This is a genomic window from Stenotrophomonas sp. G106K1 (genome assembly GCF_037969685.1).
In the GTDB taxonomy this organism is placed as follows: domain Bacteria; phylum Pseudomonadota; class Gammaproteobacteria; order Xanthomonadales; family Xanthomonadaceae; genus Stenotrophomonas; species Stenotrophomonas lactitubi.
In genome coordinates this window covers 120,583-143,805 of record NZ_JBBPFR010000009.1, presented here as the reverse complement: position 1 = coordinate 143,805, position 23,223 = coordinate 120,583, and the positions used below count along the sequence as shown (strand labels likewise).

At 67.6% G+C, this 23,223-nt stretch carries 20 protein-coding genes and 1 pseudogene; 14 read left to right on the top strand and 7 right to left on the bottom strand.

From position 1 onward, the window contains the following. Window positions 1-114 precede the first annotated feature (114 nt). Together xseA and queG are read right to left on the bottom strand one after the other, a co-directional pair. On the bottom strand, window positions 115-1,455 hold the full coding sequence (xseA, locus tag WKB25_RS10740; protein WP_340570523.1) for an exodeoxyribonuclease VII large subunit: 1,341 nt from the start codon (window positions 1,453-1,455) through the stop codon (window positions 115-117). Between the two features lie 46 nt (window positions 1,456-1,501). After that, window positions 1,502-2,572, bottom strand: coding sequence for a tRNA epoxyqueuosine(34) reductase QueG (gene queG / locus WKB25_RS10735; protein ID WP_340570521.1), 1,071 nt, complete (start codon window positions 2,570-2,572; stop codon window positions 1,502-1,504). Window positions 2,573-2,595: 23 nt separating this feature from the next. Here queG and WKB25_RS10730 point away from each other — a divergent pair, with 23 nt between their 5' ends. From WKB25_RS10730 to WKB25_RS10705, 6 genes are all read left to right on the top strand, one after another. After that, complete coding sequence (locus tag WKB25_RS10730; protein WP_340570519.1) at window positions 2,596-4,080, top strand: NAD(P)H-hydrate dehydratase; 1,485 nt, start codon at window positions 2,596-2,598, stop codon at window positions 4,078-4,080. After that, window positions 4,077-4,559 (top strand): tRNA (adenosine(37)-N6)-threonylcarbamoyltransferase complex ATPase subunit type 1 TsaE, encoded by a 483-nt coding sequence (gene tsaE, locus WKB25_RS10725; protein ID WP_340570517.1) that lies wholly within the window; start codon window positions 4,077-4,079, stop codon window positions 4,557-4,559. The genes WKB25_RS10730 and tsaE overlap by 4 nt, the downstream gene beginning before the upstream one ends. An 82-nt stretch (window positions 4,560-4,641) precedes the next feature. Beyond that, window positions 4,642-6,225, top strand: a complete 1,584-nt coding sequence (locus WKB25_RS10720) for an N-acetylmuramoyl-L-alanine amidase (protein ID WP_340570515.1) — start codon at window positions 4,642-4,644, stop codon at window positions 6,223-6,225. Between the two features lie 128 nt (window positions 6,226-6,353). Beyond that, a complete protein-coding gene (gene mutL / locus WKB25_RS10715) occupies window positions 6,354-8,255 on the top strand; it encodes a DNA mismatch repair endonuclease MutL (RefSeq protein WP_340570513.1) in 1,902 nt (633 codons plus the stop codon). Between the two features lie 11 nt (window positions 8,256-8,266). Beyond that, a complete protein-coding gene (locus tag WKB25_RS10710) occupies window positions 8,267-9,196 on the top strand; it encodes a DUF1684 domain-containing protein (protein WP_340570512.1) in 930 nt (309 codons plus the stop codon). Window positions 9,197-9,198: 2 nt separating this feature from the next. Continuing rightward, a complete protein-coding gene (locus WKB25_RS10705) occupies window positions 9,199-10,137 on the top strand; it encodes a TraB/GumN family protein (protein WP_340570510.1) in 939 nt (312 codons plus the stop codon). 81 nt (window positions 10,138-10,218) lie between these two features. On the opposite strand, the gene phaR is transcribed toward WKB25_RS10705, so the two are convergent. The 3 genes from phaR to gluQRS form a co-directional block, all read right to left on the bottom strand. Next, window positions 10,219-10,758: a polyhydroxyalkanoate synthesis repressor PhaR gene (gene phaR / locus WKB25_RS10700; RefSeq protein ID WP_340570527.1), complete on the bottom strand. Its 540-nt coding sequence runs from the start codon at window positions 10,756-10,758 to the stop codon at window positions 10,219-10,221. Window positions 10,759-10,937: 179 nt separating this feature from the next. Beyond that, window positions 10,938-11,678, bottom strand: a complete 741-nt coding sequence (gene phbB, locus WKB25_RS10695; RefSeq protein ID WP_089236243.1) for an acetoacetyl-CoA reductase — start codon at window positions 11,676-11,678, stop codon at window positions 10,938-10,940. A gap of 17 nt (window positions 11,679-11,695) precedes the next feature. After that, a complete protein-coding gene (gene gluQRS / locus WKB25_RS10690; RefSeq protein WP_340570507.1) occupies window positions 11,696-12,616 on the bottom strand; it encodes a tRNA glutamyl-Q(34) synthetase GluQRS in 921 nt (306 codons plus the stop codon). A 92-nt stretch (window positions 12,617-12,708) separates the two neighbouring features. Between gluQRS and htpX the strand changes: the two genes are divergently transcribed. Then, complete coding sequence (gene htpX / locus WKB25_RS10685) at window positions 12,709-13,575, top strand: protease HtpX (protein WP_340570505.1); 867 nt, start codon at window positions 12,709-12,711, stop codon at window positions 13,573-13,575. 574 nt (window positions 13,576-14,149) lie between these two features. Here the strand turns inward: htpX and WKB25_RS10680 are convergent. Continuing rightward, window positions 14,150-14,977 carry an inositol monophosphatase family protein gene (locus WKB25_RS10680; RefSeq protein ID WP_089236240.1) on the bottom strand — a complete coding sequence of 276 codons (828 nt, stop codon included), beginning with the start codon at window positions 14,975-14,977 and terminating at the stop codon, window positions 14,150-14,152. A 120-nt stretch (window positions 14,978-15,097) separates the two neighbouring features. Between WKB25_RS10680 and WKB25_RS10675 the strand changes: the two genes are divergently transcribed. The 3 genes and pseudogenes from WKB25_RS10675 (at window position 15,098) to WKB25_RS10665 (ending at window position 18,408) form a co-directional block, all read left to right on the top strand. After that, window positions 15,098-15,868: an RNA methyltransferase gene (locus WKB25_RS10675; protein WP_340570503.1), complete on the top strand. Its 771-nt coding sequence runs from the start codon at window positions 15,098-15,100 to the stop codon at window positions 15,866-15,868. Window positions 15,869-16,189: 321 nt separating this feature from the next. Continuing rightward, a pseudogene (locus WKB25_RS10670) lies at window positions 16,190-16,285 on the top strand (metal-binding protein); the annotation flags it as partial. After that, the gene (locus WKB25_RS10665) at window positions 16,282-18,408 is read left to right on the top strand and encodes an EAL domain-containing protein (RefSeq protein WP_340570501.1); all 2,127 of its coding nucleotides are present in this window, start codon (window positions 16,282-16,284) and stop codon (window positions 18,406-18,408) included. The pseudogene WKB25_RS10670 and the gene WKB25_RS10665, both read left to right, overlap by 4 nt. A gap of 102 nt (window positions 18,409-18,510) precedes the next feature. On the opposite strand, the gene epmB is transcribed toward WKB25_RS10665, so the two are convergent. Beyond that, a complete protein-coding gene (gene epmB, locus WKB25_RS10660) occupies window positions 18,511-19,551 on the bottom strand; it encodes an EF-P beta-lysylation protein EpmB (protein ID WP_340570499.1) in 1,041 nt (346 codons plus the stop codon). A gap of 97 nt (window positions 19,552-19,648) precedes the next feature. On the opposite strand from epmB, the gene efp reads away from it, so the two are divergent. From efp to WKB25_RS10640, 4 genes are all read left to right on the top strand, one after another. Further along, a complete protein-coding gene (gene efp / locus WKB25_RS10655) occupies window positions 19,649-20,215 on the top strand; it encodes an elongation factor P (protein ID WP_006379771.1) in 567 nt (188 codons plus the stop codon). A 218-nt stretch (window positions 20,216-20,433) separates the two neighbouring features. Further along, complete coding sequence (locus tag WKB25_RS10650; protein ID WP_340570498.1) at window positions 20,434-21,777, top strand: TRZ/ATZ family hydrolase; 1,344 nt, start codon at window positions 20,434-20,436, stop codon at window positions 21,775-21,777. A gap of 26 nt (window positions 21,778-21,803) precedes the next feature. Beyond that, window positions 21,804-22,520, top strand: coding sequence for a bifunctional 2-polyprenyl-6-hydroxyphenol methylase/3-demethylubiquinol 3-O-methyltransferase UbiG (gene ubiG / locus WKB25_RS10645; RefSeq protein WP_340570496.1), 717 nt, complete (start codon window positions 21,804-21,806; stop codon window positions 22,518-22,520). Next, window positions 22,517-23,212, top strand: coding sequence for a phosphoglycolate phosphatase (locus tag WKB25_RS10640; RefSeq protein ID WP_340570494.1), 696 nt, complete (start codon window positions 22,517-22,519; stop codon window positions 23,210-23,212). The genes ubiG and WKB25_RS10640 overlap by 4 nt, the downstream gene beginning before the upstream one ends. The last annotated feature ends 11 nt before the right edge of the window (window positions 23,213-23,223 follow it).

Sequence of the window (23,223 nt, the reverse complement as noted above, 5' to 3'; positions counted from 1 at the left end):
CCCCCCCCACCCCCCCCCCCCACCCCGCCATCCCACGGAATGCCAGCTTTTGCTTCGGCTGCTGCCGTTGCTCTGGCCTCTGCAGGTGCAGGGCGCAGCCCTGCCGAACACCCCTTACTTGACCGCAGTCACCTGGACGTCGATCACGCCGTCGCCGACGCGGGCCTGCAGTGCGTCACCCGGTTGCACCTGCTCGACCCGACGTACCAGCGCGCCATCGTCTGCACGGGTCACGATGCTGTAGCCACGGGCGACGGTAGCCAATGGACTGACTGCTTCCAGTGAACGCGCCAGGCCACGAAGACGCAGTGCATCACGATGCAGCAGGCGCTGCAGCGCCGCCTGTGGGCGCCCGCCCAGCGCGGCAAGGCGACGTCGCAGTGCCTCCATCTGCCGTTGCGGATGGTGACCACGCAACACTGCAGCGGCGTGGCGCAGGCGGGCCGCGCGACGCTCCTGCTGCTGGTTGTGCGCCGCATGCAGTCGACGCCCGAGGTCCAGTTGGCGCCGGCGCAGCAGATCCAGCCGTGCCTGCGGGCTTTGTGCATTCAAACGCAGCAGGGCACGATCGGCGCGCTGCATGGCCTGCTGCATGGCGTGGCGTTGCAGCTGCACCATACGAGCCGCATTGCGGCGCAGGCGCAGGGCCAGGTCGCGCTGATCGGGTACCAGCAGTTCTGCGGCCACCGATGGCGTCGGCGCGCGCAGGTCAGCGGCAAAATCGCTGAGACTGAAGTCGGTTTCGTGACCCACCGCCGATACAACGGGCGTGCGGCTGTCGGCGATTGCACGGGCCAGGGCTTCATCGTTGAACGCCCACAGGTCTTCCAGTGAGCCACCACCGCGGGTCAGCAGGATCACGTCGTAGCGGCCGCTGGCATCGGCGGCCTGCAGCAGGCGGGTGATCTGTGCGGCAGCGGTCGCGCCTTGTACCAAGGTCGGCAGCAGATCCATTTCCAGCAACGGGAAGCGGCGGCCGAGCACGCTCAGCACATCGCGCACGGCGGCACCGGTGGGCGAGGTGATCACCGCCAGGCGCTGCACATGAGCCGGCATCGGCCGCTTGCGCGCCGGGTCGAACAGTCCCTCGGCCTCCAGCCGCGCCTTCAGTTCCTCGAACGCGCGACGCAGTGCGCCTTCGCCGGCTTCCTCCATGTGGTCCAGCACCATCTGGTACTCGCCACGGGCGTCGTACAGGGTCACCTTGCCGCGCACCAGCACGCGCATGCCCTCGCGCGGCACGAACTTCAGGTACTGCGCCTTCATCCTGAACATCGCAGCGCGCAACTGTGCACGCGCGTCCTTCAGGGTGAAGTACAGATGGCCGGACGCCGGGCGCGCCACGCTGCCCAGTTCGGCCTCCACCCAGATCGCAGGAAAGCTGTCTTCCAGCAGGTCGCGGGCGAGGGTGTTGAGCTGGCTGGGGGTGAAGACGTCGTTGTTGCGTGGCTGCATGGCTACGGCGTGGGGGCAGATGGAGCAGGGGCCTCAGGATCGCACGTCAGCGCAGGCCGTGCTGGCCCAGTGCCCATTGCACGTGCTCGCGAACCACGGGTGAAGCATCCCCGGCACGTGTCTGCAGTGCCGACAGCGTCTCTGCCGTGGTCGGCGCATTGCCCAGCGCCACGGCGATGTTGCGCAGCCAGCGCTCGTGGCCGCTGCGGCGGATCGGGCTGCCTTCGGTACGGCGCAGGAATTCAGCTTCGTCCCACGCGAACAACTGGTCCAGGCGCGCGGTGTCCAGATTGTTGCGGGCGCGGAAGTCGGCCTCGTCGGTGCGCTTGGCGAACTTGTTCCAGGGACAGACCAGCTGGCAGTCGTCGCAGCCATAGATGCGGTTGCCGATCAGTGGTCGCATCTCCACTGGGATCGCGCCGTCATGCTCGATGGTCAGGTAGGAAATGCAGCGGCGCGCATCCAGGCGCTGCGGGCCGGTGATGGCCTGGGTCGGGCAGACGTCGATGCACCGGGTGCAGGTGCCGCAGTGGGCGCTGGCCGGCGTATCAATCGGCAGCGGGATATCGATGTAGATCTCGCCGATGAAGAACCACGAACCGCCGTGGCGGTCGATCAGGCAGGTGTGCTTGCCGATCCAGCCCAGCCCCGCGTTGCGTGCCAGTGCGCGCTCCAGCACCGGCGCCGAGTCGACGAACACGCGGTAACCCAGCGGCGCCACCTCATCGTTGATCTGCGCGGCCAGCTTCTGCAGGCGGTTGCGCATCAGCTTGTGGTAATCGCGGCCGAGCGCGTAGCGCGCCACATAGGCGCGACCCGGATCTGCCAACGTGGCCCACGCTTCGGTGTCGTCCCGGTGGCTGTAGTCCATGCCCACCGAGATCACCCGTACGGTGCCGGGCAGTAGCTCTGCCGGGCGCGCGCGCAGGGTGCCATGGCGGGCCATCCAGTCCATCGTGCCGTACAGGCCCTGGCCCAGCCAGTCGGCCAGGTGCGCCTCATCCTCGCCCAGTTCGATGCCGGCGATACCGCAGCGCTGGAAGCCATGCGCACGCGCGAGGTCGCGGATGCGCTGTACGGCCAGGGCCGCATCGAGGGGGGCAGGGACGGGGGACATGTGCACCAGTATAAAATCCCCGCATGGCCAACCTCGCCGATCTGTTCGATTCCCGTGCCGCACGCACACTCGATGCCCAGGCCTCCGCGCTGGCGGGCGAGGGTGGCTGGGACCTGATGGCCCAGGCGGGGCAGGCGGCCTGGCAGTGCCTGCTGCAGCACTGGCCGCAGGCGCGGCGGGTCGGCGTGGTCGTTGGCAGCGGCAACAATGGCGGCGATGGTTACGTGCTGGCCCGCCATGCGCTGCAGGCGGGGCGGCAGGTGCAGGTGGTCGCGCTGCCGGGCAACCCGCCTTCCACCGCACTGGCGCAGCGTGCCGTAATGGATTTCAGGTCCGCTGGGGGAACCGTCGCTGATTTCAACGGCGAACTGGTCCAGGCCGACGTATGGGTCGATGCCCTGTTCGGTCTCGGCTTCGCCCGCGCACCAAGCGGTGCGGCACAGGACTTGATCGAGGCGCTGAACGCGCAGCGGGCACCGGTGTTGGCGCTGGATGTACCCAGCGGCGTCGATGCGGACCGTGGCTGCGTGCCGGGCGTAGCCGTACGCGCCGCCCTGACGTTGCAGTTCATCGTCGCCCATCGTGGCCTGTACACCGGCGACGCGCTGGAATACATCGGGTGCAGACAGCTGGCGCCGCTGAGGCTGCCCGACGAGGCCTGGCAGGGTGTCGTTGCTGCTGCAGAGTGCTGGACGCAGTCGCGCCTGCTGGATCTGCTGCCGCCGCGTCGTGCCAACAGCCACAAGGGTGAATCCGGCCATGTGCTGTGCGTGGGCGGCAACCATGGCAGCGGCGGTGCCATCGCCATGGCCGCCGAAGCCGCGCTGCGCGCTGGTGCAGGTCTGCTGAGCATCGGCACGCGTCAGGATCATGTCGGCCCGCTGCTGGCCAGGTTGCCCGAGGCGATGACGCATGCGCTGGAAGATGGCGCTGCGCTGCCCGCGTTGCTGGCAAAAGCCAAGGTCGTAGCCATCGGCCCGGGCCTGGGCCAGGACGAATGGGCGCGCGCGTTGTATGCGCGTGTCCTGCAGTCGGGCCTGCCGCTGGTGATCGACGCCGATGCGCTGAACCTGCTGGCGCAGGATGCGCATGCGATGACCGACGCGATCCTGACCCCGCACCCCGGCGAAGCCGCGCGCTTGCTGGAAACCACCACGGTGGCAATCCAGGCTGATCGCTACGGCAGCGCGCAGGCGCTGGCCGAGCGCTATCACGCGGTGGTGGTGCTGAAGGGGGCGGGCAGCGTCGTCGCCGCGCCCGGCCTCGCCCCTCGACTGATTGCGGCCGGCAACCCGGGGATGGCGGTGGGTGGCATGGGCGACCTGTTGACCGGCATCATCGCCAGCCTGCGCGCGCAGGGCCTGCCTGCGTTCGATGCGGCGGCAGGCGGTGCGCTGCTGCATGCCCTGGCCGGTGATGTCGCCGCCGCCGACGGTGCCCGCGGCCTGCTTCCCACTGATCTGCTGGCGCCCCTGCGGCGGTTGGCCAACCCGGAATGTTCCCGATGATCGAATTCTTCCTTGCTGACAGCAACGCCACCGAACTGCTCGGGCAATGGCTGGCAGCCACCCGCCCAGCGCAGGCGCTGGTCGAGCTGCGCGGCGATCTTGGCGCCGGCAAATCGACCACGGCGCGCGCGCTGTTGCGGGCGCTGGGGGTGCAGGGGGCGATCCGCAGCCCCACCTATACCCTGGTCGAGCGCTATCCGTTGTCCAGTGGTGGCGAGGCCTGGCACATGGACCTGTATCGCATCGGCCAGGCTGGCGAGCTGGATTTCCTCGGGCTGGACGAGGGCAGCGCGGTGCTGTGGCTGGTCGAGTGGCCCGAGCGCGGTGCCGGCGCACTTGCGCCCACCGATCTGGTGGTCGCATTGGAGATTGAAGGGCAGGGGCGCCGCGTGCGTCTCACTGGCATCAGCGACGCGGGGCGTGAATGGCTGTTGCGGCTTCCCGACGGTGGCGACTTGCAGCCCCTTTCTGTCGGCTGACGAGAACAAACACCGGCAGGTTACGGATTATTAAGGAAAAAGGTATTGCATTCCGTTCGGTGCGGTGATTGAATCCTGAGTCATGCGCCCGGGGAATCGACTCATTGCCATCTGTGCCGCCGTCGGACTTGGTCTGGCGAGCGTCAGTGCGTGGGCTGGTGAGGTCCGTCAGGTCCTGCTGAATACCGGTTCTACCGGAACCCGTGCGGAAATCGCATTGGTCGGCAGTGGCGGCTACAAGACCCTGTCACTGGCCGCTCCGAACCGGCTGGTGGTCGATTTCCCTGATTCCAGCGCGGTGCGCAACCTGAAGATGCCTTCGCCGCAGGGCGTGGTCACGGCGGTGCGCACCGGGCAGCCGGTGCCGGGAACATTCCGTGTCGTATTCGACCTGGCTGAGACGGTCGCGCCCTTCCGCCCGCAGATGCAGCGCGAAGGCAATGAATCCAAGCTGGTGATCGAGTGGCCGGGCGATGGTCCGGCCGTGACCGCCAGCCGACCCGCGGTGGCCCCTGCGCCGACGCAGCCGCCTGCAGCATCTTCGGTGAGTCCGACCCCGACCCCGACCCCGACCCCGACCCCAGCACAGACCGCACAGTCCCGTGGCGATGCTGCGCGGGCTACCGCGTTGTTGACCGCGCAGGTGCAGCAGCAGGCCAGTGCCAGCGCTGCGGCACCCGCTGCGCCGACGCCGGCGCCAAGCACCACGCCGGTGCAGATGGCGGCAGCAGGTACCACCGCCAGCAGCACGCCGACGTCATCGCCGGCAGCAATCCTGGCCGGTCAGGCCACCGCTGTGGTGGTGACCACCCAGCCGAAGCCGGTGCCGACGCCCGTTGCGCCGACCGAGTCGCCGCGTCCGACCATGCCAAGCGATGCCTCGCGCATCCGCATGCAGCCGGGCATGCGTCATCTGGTGGTGGCGATCGATCCGGGCCATGGCGGACAGGACCCCGGTGCCATCGGCCCTACCGGCAAGCGCGAGAAGGACGTCACCCTGGCGGTGGCGCGTGAACTGGCTCGTCAGGTCAATGCTACGCCCGGCCTGAAAGCGTTCCTGACCCGTGACAGCGATGTGTTCATCCCGCTGCCGATGCGTGCGCAGAAGGCACGCGCGAACAAGGCTGACATCTTCATTTCGATCCACGCCGATGCCGCCGAGAACCGCTCGGCTACCGGTTCGTCGGTGTACGTGCTGTCGACCAAGGGCGCGTCTTCGCAGCGTGCGCGCTGGCTGGCGGACAAGGAAAATGCCGCCGATCTGGTCGGTGGCGTGCGCCTGCAGCAGACCGAAGGCACGCTGGCCAACGTCCTGCTGGACCTGGCCCAGAGCGGGTACATGAAATCCTCCGAGGATGCTGCCGGGCACGTGCTGGGCGGGCTGAAGCGGATCGGCAACAACCACAAGCCGAATATCGAGCGCGCCAACTTCGCCGTGCTGCGCACCTCGGACATGCCGGCGATGCTGGTGGAAACCGCGTTCATCTCCAATCCGGATGAGGAGCGCCGCCTGATCGACCCCGTCTACCAGCGCAAGGTCGCCGGTGCAGTGCTGGACGGCGTGCACACGTTCTTCAGCCGCCAACCGCCGCCGGGGACGTTGTACGCCGCACGCGCGCAGGCCGAGATCGACGCCGCAAGCACCGTGGCTGGCGGCAGCAAGTAAGCCGCTGGATCGCCCGCTTCTGCTAGACCCGGGCCCTGCCTGGCTGGCGCTGCGCATGGTGGATCTCGACTCTACCTGTCGCCGCTCCGCTATCATCGTGGCATGACGTCTGCCTGCCCCACCTGCCCATGACCGCGCCCGATCCGCGTCCGATCCGGCCGTTGCCGGAAATCCTGATCAACCAGATTGCCGCCGGTGAGGTGGTCGAACGGCCCGCGTCGGTGGTCAAGGAACTGGTTGAGAACGCGATCGATGCCGGCGCCAGCCGCGTCGACATCGAACTGGAAGAAGGCGGTGTGCGCCTGATCCGCATCCGCGACAACGGCAGCGGCATTGCCGCAGAACAGTTGCCGCTGGCCGTCTCGCGGCACGCCACCAGCAAGATCGCCAACCTGGACGAGCTGGAAGCAGTGGCCACGCTGGGCTTCCGTGGTGAAGCGCTGCCGTCGATCGCCTCGGTCAGCCGTTTCACCCTGTCCTCGCGCCGTGCCCATGATGAGCACGGTTCGGCACTGCAGATCGAAGGCGGCAAGATCGGCGAGGTGACCCCGCGCGCGCATGCGCCGGGCACCACGGTGGAAGTGCGCGAGTTGTTCTACAACGTGCCGGCGCGGCGCAAGTTCCTGCGCGCCGAGCGCACCGAACTGGGGCATATCGAAGAGTGGCTGCGCTCGCTGGCACTGGCCCGGCCCGATGTCGAGCTGCGTGTCTCGCACAACGGCAAGGCCTCGCGTCGCTACAAGCCGGGCGACCTGTATTCGGACGTGCGCCTGGCCGAGACCTTGGGCGAAGACTTCGCCAGCCAGGCCGTGCGCGTGGACCACAGCAGTGCCGGCCTGCGCCTGCATGGCTGGATCGCGCAGCCGCATTATTCGCGTGCCAGCACCGATCAGCAGTACCTGTACGTCAACGGCCGTTCGGTGCGTGACCGCAGTGTCGCGCACGCAGTGAAGATGGCCTACGGCGACGTGCTTTATCACGGTCGGCAGCCAGCCTATGTTCTATTCCTGGAACTGGACCCGACGCGCGTCGATGTGAACGTGCATCCGGCCAAGCATGAGGTGCGTTTCCGTGACTCGCGGCTGGTGCATGACTTCGTCTACCGCACCCTGAAGGATGCGCTGGCCGACACGCGAGCAGGCATGAGCGCGCAGGAGATCGGTGTCGGCGTGGTGCATCCGGCCGAGGGCGGCAGCGCCTCTGCGATGCCGGGGGCCACGGCCTCCAGCTTCGGCTACGTGCGCGGTCCGGCACCCGGTGCGGGACAGGGCGGAAGTGGTGGCTTTTCCGGTTGGCGACCCCAGCAGCCGCTGGGCCTGCAGGTTGCCGATGCACCCGCGGCCTATGCTGCGCTGTATGCATCGCCAGCCGGTGCCGAGCGCGGTGCGGCACTGCCGCCGATGCCGATGGAGAACGGACTGCCGGTCACCAGTGCCGACGCCGGGGTGCCGCCGCTGGGCTACGCCGTTGCCCAGCTGCATGGCATCTACATCCTGGCCGAGAACGCCGAAGGCCTGATCGTGGTCGACATGCATGCGGCGCACGAACGCATCGGCTACGAGCGGTTGAAGAATGCGCACGATGGCATCGGCCTGCAGTCGCAGCCGTTGCTGGTGCCGATCACCCTGGCGGTGGGCGAGCGCGAAGCCGACACCGCTGAAGCGGAGGCCGATACGCTGGCCGCCCTCGGGTTCGAGGTCACCCGCGCCGGACCGGGCGCACTGCACGTGCGCAGCATCCCGGCGCTGCTGGCCCATGCCGAGCCCGAAGGCCTGCTGCGCGATGTACTGACCGACCTGCGCGAGCATGGCCAGAGCCGTCGCATCGCCACGGCGCGCGACGAGCTGCTGTCGACCATGGCCTGCCATGGCGCCGTGCGTGCCAACCGGCGCCTGACCGTGCCGGAAATGAACGCGCTGCTGCGCGACATGGAAATCACCGAACGGTCCGGCCAGTGCAATCACGGCCGGCCGACCTGGGCCCGTTTTTCGCTGGCGGAGATCGACCGCTGGTTCCTGCGCGGACGTTGAGGGGAGCACCGATGCGACTTTGGGGAATGGGCGGCCTGCTGGCAGCCCTGTTGCTGGCGGCCTGCAGCCCGGCATCGACGCCGGCGCCAGCCGTCGTTGAGGATCCGGCATTCGCCGCGCAGCAACAGCAATGGCGGGTGCTGCGTTACCAGGACCTGACCCGGCCCGATGGGTGGACCGCGCTGGTCGGCCTGCACTGGTTGCAGAACCGGTCGCACTTCGTCGGCAGTGGTGCCACCAGCGGCATCCGCCTGGCGGTGGGGCCGGCCAAGCTGGGTTTGTTGCGGCGTGAAGGCGACCAGTGGTGGTTCACGCCGGAATCCGGTACCGATGTCACCCTCGACGGACAGCCCGTGCGCGTGCGCGTGCGCATGGATACCGACAAGGATCCGCAGCCGACCCTGCTGGCCTTCGATGGCGGCAAGGGCCAGCTCAGCCTGATCCGTCGTGGCGCGCGCGATGCGCTGCGGGTCAAGCACGCCGATGCACCCGCACGCCGCGATTTCGCCGGCCTGCAGTACTGGCCCGGTGGTCCGCAATGGCAGGTGCGGGCGCGTTTCATCGCGCATCCGCCAGGCAAGACCCTGCCGATCGTGGACATCACCGGCCTGACCACCGAGATGCCCAACGCCGGTGCGGTGGAATTCGATCGCGACGGCCGCAGCTGGCGGCTGGAAGCGATCGGCGAGCCGGGGCAGCCGCTGTTCCTCATCTTCGCCGACCGCACCAGTGGCCACGGCAGCTATCCTGCTGGCCGCTATCTGGATACCGATGCGCCCACCGCCGATGGCCACGTGATGATCGACTTCAACCACGCCCACAACCCGCCGTGCGCGTTCACCGCCTATGCAACCTGCCCGTTGGCGCCGCCGGAAAACCGCTTGGACCTGCGCGTGGAAGCGGGCGAGAAGGCGTATCACCTGCCTGAAGGAGAGGGCTGAACATGTTGATGAAACTGTTGTTGCGCAGTGCCGTGTTTCTCGTTGCCTGCGCCGCTGGCCCGTTGGCCATCGCGCGCGATGCGCCGGCCGAAGTCACGGCGGGCAAGCCGCCGGTGCCGCTGCTGTGGAAGGTCACCGGGCAGGGAGATGCGCGCCTGTACCTGCTGGGTTCCTTCCATCTGTTGAAGCCACAGGACTATCCGCTGTCGAGCGACGTCGAGCAGGCTTTCGAAGCCTCGCAGCGCGTGCTGTTCGAAGTGACGCCGGAGGAACTGCAGTCGCCGCAGATGGCCAGCCAGATGGTGCAGGTCGCCACCCGCAAGGATGGCAGCGAACTCAAGCGCGACCTGGATGCGCCGACCTGGCAGAAGCTGCAGGCCTATGCGACGCAGAACAAACTGCCATTGGCGCAGCTGCAGGGCATGAAAGCCTGGTTCGTCGGCCTGACCATCACCGTGGGCCAGATGCAGAAGCTGGGCCTGGACCCGGAGCTGGGGCTGGACCGTCACTTCATGCAGCGGGCGCAGAAGGCCGGCAAGAAGACCGCAGGCCTGGAAGACATGTCCAGCCAGATCAACCTGCTCGATGGCATGAGCGTGCAGGAGCAGCGGCAGATGCTGTCCGAGGCGCTGGACGAAGCAGGCAAGGGCGATGCCCAGGCGCAGATGCTGCATGAGGCCTGGCGCCGCGGCGACGATCGCCTGTTGTGGAACCGGATGGGCGTGGAGATGCGCCAGAAGTATCCGCAGCTCTACCAGCGCATCAATACCGACCGCAACGATGCATGGGTGCCCAAGCTGCAGCCTTACCTGCAGGCCGGGCAGGGCGGCACGCTGGTGGTGGTGGGCGGCCTGCACCTGCTGGGCAACGATGGCGTGGTGGAGAAGCTGCGCGCGAAGGGCTACAAGGTCGAGCGTGTCTGCAAGGGCTGCAGGAAGTAGATCCACGCCACGCGTGGGCCATTCAAAACAAAACGGCGCGCCCATGGCGCGCCGTTTTCGTATCAGCCGGGGTGGGTCGCCTCAGCGGCGGGTCTTGCCGCCGGTCCCTGCGCCACTGGTCGGCTCGCTCGGCTTGCCGGCCGTGCCGGTGCCCGTTCCGGTGCCGCCCGGACGCGGGCCACCGAAACCACTGCCCATGTTGCGCTGGAATTCCTGCCACAGCTCCAGATTGCGCTCGGTCAGCTGGTTCATCATCGCCCACGGCGTCTGCCCCAGCAGGTTGCCCATCTGCTGACGGAACTGCTGCTGCTGGTCGAGGAAGACCTGCATGCTGCGCTCCAGGTAGTTGCCCATGAAGCCCTGCAGGGAGTCGCCGTAGAAGCGGATCAGCTGGCTCAGCAGCTGGGTGGAGAGCATCGGTTCACCGTCCTGCTCCTGGTCGGCGATGATCTGCAGCAGGACCGATCGGGTCAGGTCGTCGCCGCTCTTGGCGTCGCGGACTTCGAAGTCTTCGCCGTCGAGGATCAGCTGGCGCACGTCCTCGATGGTGATGTAGCTGGAGATCTCGGTGTCGTACAGACGGCGGTTCGGATACTTCTTGATGATGCGGGTCGCAGCCATGAAGCGGTACTCGTCACAGTAGACGCGCAGCATGGCGCAGTGCAGCAGCGGTTGCAACCGCCCCAGCCCCCGCCAGGCTTGGCTTTCCGTGCCCGGAATGTTGCGCAACAAGGCTTTGCGTGCTGCGCAGCATGACCAACGGCAGGGTGCAGCGCCGGGCCCTCAGGCCCTGGCGCCGTCTACCAGCCCATGTGGTGGCCGCCGTTGATGTCCAGGTTGCTGCCGGTGATCCACGAGGCCTCTTCGGCCACCAGGAAGGACACGCCATAGGCGATTTCTTCCGGCTTGCCCAGGCGCCCGGTGGGGATGTCGGCGATGATCTTGGCGCGCACTTCCTCGGGCACCGCCATCACCATGTCGGTGGCCACATAGCCGGGCGAGATGGTGTTCACGGTGATGCCGAAGCCTGCGTTCTCGCGCGCCAGCGAGATGGTGAAGCCATGCATGCCGGCCTTGGCGGCGGCGTAGTTGGCCTGCCCGTACTGGCCCTTCAGGCCGTTGATCGAGCTGATCTGGATGACCCGGCCCCAGCCGCGTCGACGCATGCCTTCGATGACCGGGCGGGTGACGTTGAACACCGAATTGAGGTTGGTGTTGATCACATCGTGCCACTGCTCCGCGCGCATGCGGTGGAAGGTGGTGTCGCGGGTGATGCCGGCGTTGTTGACCAGGATTTCGACCGGGCCCAGTTCGGCCTCGACCGCACGGATCAGGGCTTCGGCGCTGGCGGAGTCGGAGACATCGCCCGGGAAGATCGACACCTGGTAGCCGCGTTCGGTCATCGCCTGCTGCCAGGCACGGGCCTTGGCCTCGTCACGGTAGTTGGTGGCGACGCGGTGGCCCTGGTCGGCCAGGCGTTGGCAGATGGCGGTACCGATGCCGCCGGTTCCGCCGGTGACCAGTGCGACGCGAGATGTCATGGAAAGCTGTCCGGATATCAGGTGGGGGAAGGGGGATTCTGCAACATCGGCGCGGAAAGTGCGCCCGCCGGCAGCAGGATGTCCGCGCGTGGCAGCAGGCCGGGGTCGAAGCTGCGCTGGGCGGTGGCCAACAGCGCATCGCGGTCGTCGATGCCTTCCAGTGCGGTGCTCGGCTGGCCCAGCAGTTCCCACAACCGGCGCAGCACCGGTACCGGCTCGCGGGCCTCCACCGGCAGCGCGGCCAGTGACTTGGACAGTTTGTGGCCCGGAGCATCCAGTAGCAGCGGCAGGTGCCAGTAGCGCGGCGTCGGCAGGCCCAGCGCCCGCTGCAGCAGGATCTGGCGGGCGGTGGAATCGAGCAGGTCGGCGCCGCGCACGACCTCGTCCACGCCCTGCGCGGCATCGTCGACAACCACTGCCAGCTGGTAGGCCCAGCAGCCGTCGGCGCGGCGCAGTACGAAGTCGCCCACCTCGGCATGGGCATCCTGTTGTTGCCGGCCGCGCAGGCCATCCTCGAAATGCACCACGCTGCCCGCAGGTACCCGGAAGCGGACGGCCGGGTCCGCTCGTGGCTGCCGCGCAACGCAGTGGTGATGGATGCCGCCATTGGCGGCCAGATCGCTGCGGCTGCAGTGGCAGACAAACGCGTGGCCATCGGCCAGCAGGCGGTCCAGCGCAGTCTGATAAGCGTCGCCGCGCGCGCTTTGCCAGATCACCGGCCCGTCGTGGGCAAGGCCGAACGCGGCCAGGGTCTGCAGTTGCGCCTGTGCCGCGCCGGCCACCGTGCGGGGTGGGTCGACGTCCTCGATGCGCAACCGCCACAGGCCGCCATGCTGGCGTGCGAGCAGCCAGCTGCCGAAGGCGGCAAGCAGGGAGCCGGGATGCAGCAGGCCGGTGGGTGAGGGCGCGAAACGGCCGCAGGGAAGGTTGGAGGTCATGCAGGCTGAATCGTCGGTCAGGTTGGCGCTTGAATTCAAGCTGACCGCACCGCAAATTGACGGATATCAACCCTTCCAAGCCGGAATTTCCCATGTTTACCCGCATTGCCCTGTTCCTGGCGACCAATCTCGCGGTCCTGATCCTCGCCAGCATCGTGATGTCGCTGCTGGGGGTCAATTCGAACCAGATGAGTGGCCTGCTGGTCATGGCCGCGATCTTCGGTTTCGGTGGCTCCCTCATCTCGCTGCTGCTGTCCAAGTGGATGGCCAAGCGCTCCACCGGTGCGGTGGTGATCACCGAGCCGCGCAACCAGACCGAGCGCTGGCTGCTGGCCACTGTCGAACGACAGGCCAAGGCGGCCGGTATCGGCATGCCGGAAGTGGCGGTGTATGACGGCCCGGAGATCAACGCGTTCGCTACCGGTGCGAACCGCAACAACGCGCTGGTGGCGGTGTCCACCGGCCTGCTGCACAACATGAGCGAGGACGAAGCCGAAGCCGTGCTCGGCCACGAGATCGCCCACGTTGCCAACGGTGACATGATCACCATGGCGCTGCTGCAGGGCGTGCTGAACACCTTCGTGATCGTGCTGGCCCGCGTGGTCGGCGGCGTGATCGACAGCGCGCTGTCCGGCAACCGCGAAGGTGGCGGCCGTGGCTTTGCCTACTACATCATCGTGTTCGTGCTGGAGATGGTGTTCGGCCTGTTCGCCACGATGATCGCGATGTGGTTCTCGCGCCATCGCGAGTTCCGCGCCGATGCAGGCGGTGCATCGCTGGCCGGTCGCCAGAAGATGATCTCGGCGCTGGAGCGCCTGCAGCTCAACCACGGCCAGAGCACCTTGCCGACGCAGATCGCCGCGTTCGGCATTGCCGGTTCGACGGCGAAGAAGCTGTTCATGAGCCACCCGCCGCTGGAAGAGCGCATTGCCGCGCTGCGGGCGTCGACGGTGGCATAAGCCTCCGCTTGTAGAGCAGTGCAGGAACGCCTGGCCTCGCGCCGGGCGTTTTTGTTTGTGCGCCCACGCGTCGGTAGCGCCGGGCCATGCCCGGCGGATCGTTTCCGCGACTGCGGAGGGGTGTCACTTTTCTTTTCGCGCGAAAAGAAAAGTAACCAAAAGAAACGCGCCGCCGGCCGCGAGCCGTCGCTGCGCGCCGGTACCCTGCGCTTCTCGGTCCGCCGAGGGACGGCGCGGGAACTCGCTACGCTCAGACACCCGCGCCTCTTCGCCCTCGCCGGACCTGCGGTGCTCGGCTCGCTATAAGGCGGGCCGGAAGATCAAGATCAACGGCAAGAGCATCCACGCATGGCGTGGATCTACTGGGTGCAGCTGTGGCGTTTGATCTTGGGTCCGCCTTGCAGCGAGCCGAGCATCGCAGGGGACCGGTGCGTAGCACCGGCTTGCGTACTGGCGGCGTGTTTCTTTGGTTACTTTCTTTGCACGAGCAAAGAAAGTGACAAGCACGATCACTGCGGATACGAAAACGGCACCTTCGCAGGTGCCGTCTTCATGAACCGCTTGACGCAGAAAATCAGAACTTCGCGTCGAACTCGGCAGCGTAACCGGTGTTGACCAGCACCTTCTGCAGCGACTCGGCCACCTTCAGGTTGCCGGCCACGATCTGCTGGGTGTCCGGGCCGCGGTTGTCCATGCGGGCCGGGGTCGCGCCCTTGAAGTCGCAGACCTTGCCACCGGCCTCGCGCACCAGCAGCACGCCGGCGGCGATGTCCCAGGCCTTCACGCCGGCCTCGAAGTAGGCGTCGGCGCGGCCACAGGCCACATAGGCCAGGTCCAGCGCGGCCGAACCCGAGCGGCGGATGTCCTCGGCGTGCACCAGCAGGGCGTCCACCGACTTCAGCTGCGCACTGGCGCGTGCACGCTCGCGCGGGGCGAAACCGGTGTGGATCATGGTGCCTTCCAGATCCTTGCGGTCGGCCACGCGGATGCGGCGGTCGTTGAGCACGGCGCCGGCGCCGCGGCTGGCAGTGAACAGCTCGTTGCGCAGCGGGTCGAAGATCACCGCGTCGGTCGGCTCGCCGTTCTCGACCAGGGCGATCGACACGCAGTAGTGCGGTACGCCACGCAGGTAGTTGCTGGTGCCGTCCAGCGGGTCGATGACCCACATGTGGCGACGCTCGCTCTGCACGCCACCTTCTTCACCGAAGATGCCGTACTCGGGGTAAGCGCGCTTGAGTTCCTTGACGATCACCTTTTCCGCGTCCGCATCGACTTCGCTGGCGTAGTCCATGCGGCCCTTCTGGACTACATTCAGTGCCTCGAGCTTGTTGATGTTGCGCAAGAGGACGTTGCCGGCGAGGCGGGCGGCCTTGACCATGACGGTTACGGCGGGTTTCTGCATGGCATGGGCTCCCGGAAGGGCAGAAGAGAAGGGCTGGCGGGGGAAAAGAGCGGGTCCGGCGCAGTGGCCGGCCGCACAGTTTACCATTGGTCTTCGCCCAGCTCGACATTTTCCCTGTTCATGTCCCAGTTTCCTGCCGCTACCCGCCTCCGATTCGTCCTGGTCGGGACCCAACACCCCGGCAACATGGGCGCCGCCGCCCGTGCCCTGAAGACCATGGGCCTGGCCCGCCTGGTCCTGGTGGCGCCGGAGAAGCCGCTTGATGAGGAGGCCTTCCGGCGCTCGGCCGGTGCCGAGGACGTGCTCGGCGACGCACCGGTGGTGGCCACCCTGGCCGAAGCCGTGGCCGACTGCCGGTTCGTGCTGGGCTGCACCGCACGTGCGCGCCGGGTCCAGCTGGAGGAGTTCCTGCCGGCGGATGCCGCCGCCCGCGTAGTGGCCAAGGCCAGCGAAGGCGCCGAGGTGGCGCTGGTGTTCGGCCGTGAGCGTACCGGCCTGACCAACGAGGAACTGCAGCTGTGCCATGCCGCAGTGCACATTCCGTCCGACCCCGAGTTCAGCTCGCTCAACCTGGCCGCCGCGGTGCAGGTGCTGGCCTATGAAGTGCGCATGCAGCTGCTGGGCACGCAGCCAGTGGCCGCGACCGGGCCGGACAGCCGCGAGCAGGCTGCCAGCCACGATCAGATGGAGAGCTTCTTCGCCCAGTTGGGCGAGACGCTGGACGAGATCGATTTCCACAAGGGGCGCGCGCCTGATTCGGCGATGCGCAAGCTGCGCCGCCTGTTCCTGCGCAGCGAGCCCAGCGAGCAGGAAGTGCGCCTGCTGCGCGGCATCCTGGCCGATACCCAGCGCATGGCACGCCTGGCCCAGAAGAACGGCACGGACAGCTGACGACGGCCCCGATTTTTCGGGTAGTCTGTCTGGATACCCTTGGGGGATGATGCTTGTGTCGGGTCTGCGTAGGGCAATGCAGGGGGAACTGCTGAGCCTGGCCTTGGCCCTGCTGGCCGGGACGGCGCGTGCTGCGCCGGGTCGGCGATGGGGGCGTTGGGCAGCGGAGAGGGGCGACTCGCGATGACGCAGGATCATGCGTTCGGCAGTGTGGACCGTGCGGTTGCCGGACCGGCACCGCCAGCATTCGGCCGCGCGTCCGGCGTGTTGCCGCGTGTCGTCTGCTATCGGCGTGTGCAGAGTGCGTTTGAGAAGGTGTTGGGGGCTTCCGGTTTCCGCCGCGTCGATGCGCATGCGCAGCCGTGGCTGGATGGATTGAAACAAGGGTTGACGCGCGTGCGGATGGAAGTGGAATGAAGTTGCTCGGCTCGGGGATGCAGGCCCGGTTCCTGCTTGCGATGGGCGGGGCGATGCTGGTGGTGGTGGCGATCCTGGCCGTGCTGCTGGGGCGGCAGGCGGCGATGCAGGGCGAGGTGAGGTCGCTCAGCAACGGCGTCATCCACGAACTGTTCGACCGCAGCGTGCGCAGCCGTGGCGAGGCCATGGTGCGCGAGCTGTCCGATGCGCTTGCCGGTCCGCTCCGAAACAACGACCTGGACCAGGTCGGGGCGCTGGTGCGCAGCATTTCGCGGCAGCCGGTGGTGCGCTACGTACTGGTGTTCGATGACCGCGGGCGGCTGGTCCACGACGGCTCGGCCGGGGTGCCCGGATCCGGACAGCCGATGACCGATCCGCTGGCTGCCGGGGCGGTTGCCGCCCAGTCGCTGGTGGTGCAGCAATCGCCCACGGTGCTCGACAACGCTATGCCGATCAGGATGGGCAATCAGCGCATCGGTGGTGTCCGCGTCGGCATGGCCCTGGATGAAGTGCTGCAGCGTGAGCAGGCGGCCAATGCGACCCTCGGCGAGCGGCTGCAGCAGATGGGAAGCCGGCATCTGGGCTGGCTGCTGCTGATGCTGGGCCTGCTGGTGGTGATCGGCGTGGCGGTGATCCTGTACGTGCAGCGCACGCTGGTGGCGCCGATCCGCGACCTGGCCGCGGCTGCCCGGCGCATCGAAGCCGGCGACTACCAGGCGCCGCTGCGGGAAAACACCCGCGATGACGAGGTGGGTGAACTGGTGCGCGGCTTTGCCCGCATGCGTGATGCGATTGCCCGCCACGACCGCGAAGTGCGGCGCATGGCCTACACCGACGCGTTGACCGGCCTCACCAACCGGTTGGCGTTCCGCGAGGCGCTGGACCACCGGTTGATGGCCGCACGTGCGTCCAATCACCGGTTGGGCCTGCTGTTTGCCGATATCGATGATTTCAAGCGGGTCAACGATACGCTGGGCCATGAGGCCGGCGACGAGGCGCTGCTGCAGTTCGCCCAGCGCATCGGCCGTGCAGTGACCGAGGCCGGCGGCGATGACGCCTTGCTGGCGCGGTTCGGCGGCGACGAATTCGTGATCCTGGTCGGTGATGGCGATGTCGCGGCCAATGCGCGGTTGCTGGCCGAAGTGCTGGTACGCGAGCTCGGCAAGCCGCTGGTGGTGCAGGGCAGGGAACTGTTCCTGGGCACCTCGATCGGCGTGACCCTGTTCCCTGACGATGCTGCGGATGCGACGACGCTGCTGAAGAACGGCGATATCGCGATGTACCAGGCGAAGATGGCGGGCAAGAACTGCTATCGCTACTACAGCCGGGCCATGGATCACGCTGTCGAACGCCGCGTGCACATGGAGCAGGAGCTGCGCGGCGCCTGGGAGCGCGGCGAGCTGCGGCTGGCCTACCAGCCGATCTTCCGCATGCGTGACCGCCGTATGGTTGGTGTGGAAGTGCTGCTGCGCTGGCAGCACCCGACGCTGGGCACGATCCCGCCATCAGTGTTCATCGAGGTGGCCGAGCAGAGTGGCCTGATCGAGATCATCGGCCCGAAGGTGCTGCGTGCCGCCTGCATGGAAGCAGTGCAGTGGCCCAGCGGCGTGGCCGGCGACGAGCTGTTCGTCTCGGTCAATGTGTCGCCACGGCAGTTGCGCGGCGGAGAGCTGCCGGCGTTGGTTGCGCAGTGCCTGCAGGAGTCGGGCCTGCCGGCCTCGCGTCTGCACCTGGAGCTGACCGAGACGGCGGTGATCGGCGATGAGATGTTGGCCGCGCAGCTGCTGGACCGCCTGCACCGCGCAGGGGTGAAGGTGTGGCTGGACGATTTCGGGACCGGCTTCTCCGGTCTCAGCCACCTGCGGCAGGTGCCGGTGGACGGGGTCAAGATCGACAAGAGTTTCGTCGCCGACATGCAGCGCGATCCGGACGATCTGGCCCTGACCACGGCGATCATCGCCATGGCCCATGCACTGGGCATCACGGTGGTGGCCGAAGGTATCGAACAGGAGGCGCAGTTCGAGCTGCTGGTCCAGCGTGGCTGCGATCTGGGCCAGGGCTATCGGTTGAGCCACCCGGTCACTGCCACCGAGGTGGTGCGGATGATCGAGGCGGGCGTGTGACAGTAGATCCACGCCATGCGTGGATGCTTCTGCCAGGAATGCCCATCCACGCATGGCGTGGATCTACCGGGCCCCCCATCCACGCATGGCGTGGATCTACTGTTACACGGGGCGCTTGCTCGGGTCGCCGGGCAGTTCGCGGACCAGTTTGGGTACCAGGTAGCCGGACAGCCGGGCAGTGAGGCCGGCAATCAGGGCCTTGGCCTGGATGTCGTCCACTTCGAAGTGGGCCACGCCCTCGACCCGATCCAACTGGTGCAGGTAATAGGGCAGCACGCCGGCGGCGAAGCTGCGCTCGCTCAGGTCCTGCAGGGCCTGCACGCTGTCGTTGACCCCACGCAGCAGCACCGCCTGGTTCAGCAGCTGGGCGCCGACGCCGCGCAGGCGGGCCATCGCGGTATCGACGCTGGCGTCGAATTCATTGGCGTGGTTGGCGTGGACCACGATCGCCAGCGGCCATGGCAGGTCGCCCAGCCAAGCCAGCAGCTCGTCATCGACCCGCTCTGGCAGCACGATCGGCAGGCGCGTGTGGATGCGCAGCCGGCGGATATGCGCGATGCCGCGCAGTGCATCGGTCAGCTCGGCCAGCTTGTGGGTGGCCAGCGACAGCGGGTCACCGCCGGACAGGATCACCTCATCGATGTCCGGGTCTGCAGCGATGGCCTCCACCGCCTCCTGCCATCCCCCCTTGGCGGCGTTTTCGGCGCCATAGTCGAAATGCCGGCGGAAACAGTAGCGGCAGTTGATCGCGCAGCTGCCGGTGGCCACCAGCAGGGCGCGGCCACGGTACTTCTGGATGACCCCGGTGGCCTTCTTTGCTGCGCCGTCGCCCACCGCGTCGAAGCTGAACCCGGGGGCCGGGCGCATCTCCGCGTCGATCGGCAGCACCTGCCGCAGCAGCGGGTCGTGGGCATCACCACGGCGCATGCGCGCGACGAAACCCTCCGGCACGCGCAGTGCGAACTGGGCGATGGCGGCCTCGGATACACCCAGCGCCGCGGCATCCAGATCCAGCCGGGCCAGCAGCGTCTGCGGGTCGCGCAGGGCCTGCCGCCACAGCTGCTGCCAGCGCGCGGGCGCGCCTGGCGACTGGGTCCGGGGGAAGGCGGAAAGCTGCATGGAGAGGGGGCCTGCGGTTATCATGGACACATAAACAGTTGCCCGCCGGGGTTCCGGTGGGCTTTCCATTCTATCCGGCTCGCCGCACGCGCGGCGGTTTCGCCATTTGAGGAGCTTGAGCATGGCCACTGCGGGCATGAACGATGTCAAGAACGGGATGAAGATCCTGGTCAACAATGAACCGGCCGTCATCTCCGAGACCGAGTTCATCAAGCCGGGCAAGGGCCAGGCCTTCACCCGCGTGCGCTATCGCTTCATCAAGTCGGGCCGCACGGTCGAAATGACCATGAAGGCGACCGACGACGTGGAAGTGGCCGATGTTGTCGATACCAACATGGACTACATGTACAGCGACGGCGAGTACTGGCACTTCATGGACCCGGAAACCTTCGAGCAGGTGCAGGCCGACAAGGCCGGCATGGGCGGCGCCGAGAAGTGGCTGAAGGGCGAAGAGTCCTGCATCGTCACCCTGTTCAATGGCTCGCCGATCTTCGTGCAGCCGCCGAACTTCGTCGAACTGAAGATCACCGAGACCGACCCGGGCGTCCGTGGCGATACCTCGGGCGGTGGCGGCAAGCCGGCCACCCTGGAAACCGGTGCCGTGGTGCGCGTGCCGCTGTTCGTCAACCAGGATGAAATCATCAAGGTCGATACCCGTTCGGGCGAGTACTCCTCGCGCGTCAAGTAATCCGGGTAGGCGCCGGCGCATTCGCGCTGGCGCTCCCACGATCCGCCATGCGGATCGTGGGCCCCACTCACCAGCACCCACACCCCGCCGCTTCGCGGCCGCCCCTGACTCAGGGGCTTGCCTTCCAGAAGCTCAGCGGTAGCCGTTTGACCGGTGATCAGTCGCCAGGTCGGAGCCAAGGCTACGTACGGTCCTTCCCCCATAGCCAGTGAGCCCGCATGAGCGATAGCCCGCACCTCCCCGAAGCCTGCGATCTGCTGATCGAAGCCGGTTATGTCGTTCCGATCGAGCCGCATGCGGTGGTGCTGGAAGACCATGCCGTCGCCGTGCGTGGCAGCGAGATCGTGGCCATCCTGCCGCGTGCCGAAGCGCGTGCGCGTTTCCGCGCCAGCCAGGTGGTCAGCCGTCCCGAGGCCGCGCTGATGCCGGGCCTGGTCAACGCACATACGCACAACCCGATGACCCTGCTGCGCGGCGTCGCCGACGACCTGCCGCTGATGACCTGGCTGCAGCAGCACATCTGGCCGGTGGAAGCGGCGGTGATCGGCCCCGAGTTCGTCGCCGACGGCACCACCCTGGCCATCGCCGAGATGCTGCGTGGCGGCACCACCTGCGCCAACGAGAACTATTTCTTCGGTGACGTGCAGGCCGCCGTCTACAAGAAGCACGGCTTCCGCGCGCTGGTCGGCGCGGTGATCATCGATTTCCCCACCGCCTGGGCCAAGACCGACGACGAGTACTTCGCCAAGGCCGGTGAACTGCATGACCAGTGGCGCACCGACCCGCTGATCGGCACCGCGTTCGCCCCGCATGCGCCGTACACGGTGAACGATGCCAATTTCGAGCGGGTGCGGATGCTGTCCGACCAGCTGGACATGCAGGTGCATCTGCATACCCATGAAACCGCGCAGGAAATCACCGATTCGATCAAGCTGCACGGCCAGCGTCCGCTGGCGCGGCTGGATCGCCTCGGCCTGGTCAACGACCGCCTGATCGCGGTGCACATGACCCAGCTGACCGAGGCGGAGATCCACCTGTGCGCCGAGCGTGGCGTCAGCGTGGTGCATTGCCCGGAATCGAACCTGAAACTGGCCTCCGGTTTCTGCCCGGCCTGCTCCCTGCAGCGCGCCGGCGTGAACCTGGCCATCGGTACCGACGGCTGCGCGAGCAACAACGACCTGGACATGTTCAGCGAGAACCGCACCGCGGCGATCCTGGCCAAGGCCGTGGCCGACGATGCCACCGCGCTGGACGCGGCGACCACATTGCGCGCGTCCACGCTGGGTGGCGCCCGCGCGCTGGGCTTCGGTGAGCGCATCGGCTCGATCGAGGTCGGCAAACAAGCCGATCTGGTCTGCGTCGACCTGTCCGCGCTGGAGACCCAGCCGCTGCACAACGTGCTGTCGCAGCTGGTGTACGCCACCGGTCGCCAGCAGGTCAGCGACGTCTGGATCGCCGGCAAGCCCAAGCTGGTGCAGCGTGAGCTGGTCGGCATGGACCTGCCGGGCATCATCGCCAACGCGCGCCAGTGGCGCGAGCGCATCCGTCATATCCGCGCCTGAGAACAGGCGCCGCAAGGACAACCGTCATGACTGCCCCCCACGCTTCTTCCAATTTCGATCAGGCCGAGCTGGACAAGTTCGCCGCGCTGGCCAACCGCTGGTGGGACGCCGATGGCCCGCAGAAGCCGCTGCACGCACTGAATCCGGTGCGCCTGCAGTACGTTGCCGACCGCGCGCCGCTGCGCGGTGCGCGCGTGCTCGACATCGGTTGTGGTGGCGGGCTGCTGAGTGAAGCGCTGGCCCAGGCCGGTGCCGAGGTGACCGCGATCGACCTGGCGCCGGAGCTGGTCAAGGTCGCGCGCCTGCACGCACTGGAAAGTGGTGTCGGCGTCGACTACCGGGTGCAGGCCGCCGAAGACCTTGCCGCCGAACAGCCGGCCAGCTTCGACGTGGTGACCTGCATGGAAATGCTCGAGCACGTGCCCGATCCGGGCGCGATCATCGAGGCCTGCAAGCGCCTGCTGAAGCCGGGCGGCCATCTGTTCCTGTCCACCATCAACCGCACGGCTGCGGCCTTTGCAGTGGCCATCGTCGGTGCCGAGTACGTGGCACGGCTGCTGCCCAAGGGCACCCACCACTACCAGGAATTCATCAAGCCGGCCGAGCTGGCGCGCTGGCTGCGCGAGGCCGACCTGCAGCTGGCTGATGTCAGCGGCATGGCCTACGAACCGTGGCGCAACCGCGCCCGCCTGAGCAGCCGCACCGACATCAACTACCTGGCCCACGCGGTCAAGGCGCCGTGACCGCCGCAGCATTTCCGCGTGCGGTGCTGTTCGACCTGGACGGCACGCTGCTGGACAGTGCGCCGGACTTCGTCGCCACCCTCGATACGATGCTGGCCGAGCGTGGCCGCGCACCGATCGATCCGGCGCAGTTGCGGCCGGTGGTGTCCAAGGGCTCACGGGCGATGGTGTCGGCCGCGTTTCCAGAACTGGAAGCGGCCGAGCGCGATGCGCTGATTCCGGAATTCCTGCAGCGCTACGAAGCCTCGATCGGCCAGCACGCCGTCTTGTTCGACGGCGTCGCCGGCATGCTCGATGCGCTGGACGCGGCCGGCACGGTGTGGGGCATCGTCACCAACAAGCCCGAGTACCTGGCGCGGCTGATCGTGCCGCAGTACGGCTGGCAGCAGCGCTGCGCGGTGCTGGTCGGCGGTGACACCCTGGCCGAGCGCAAGCCGCATCCGTTGCCGCTGCTGCACGCCGCGCAGCTTATCGGCATCGCAGCGGAAGACTGCGTGTATGTCGGCGACGATGAGCGCGACATCATTGCCGCGCGTGCCGCCGGCATGCCGTCGGTGGCGGCGCTGTGGGGCTACCGCCTGCACAGCGACGATCCGCTGGCCTGGCAGGCCGATGTGCTGGTCGAGAGCGCCGAATTCCTGCAACTGGCCAGCCTCTGGCCGACCCGGCCGGCGACCCCGGCCCAGCCGTAAGGAACAACGTA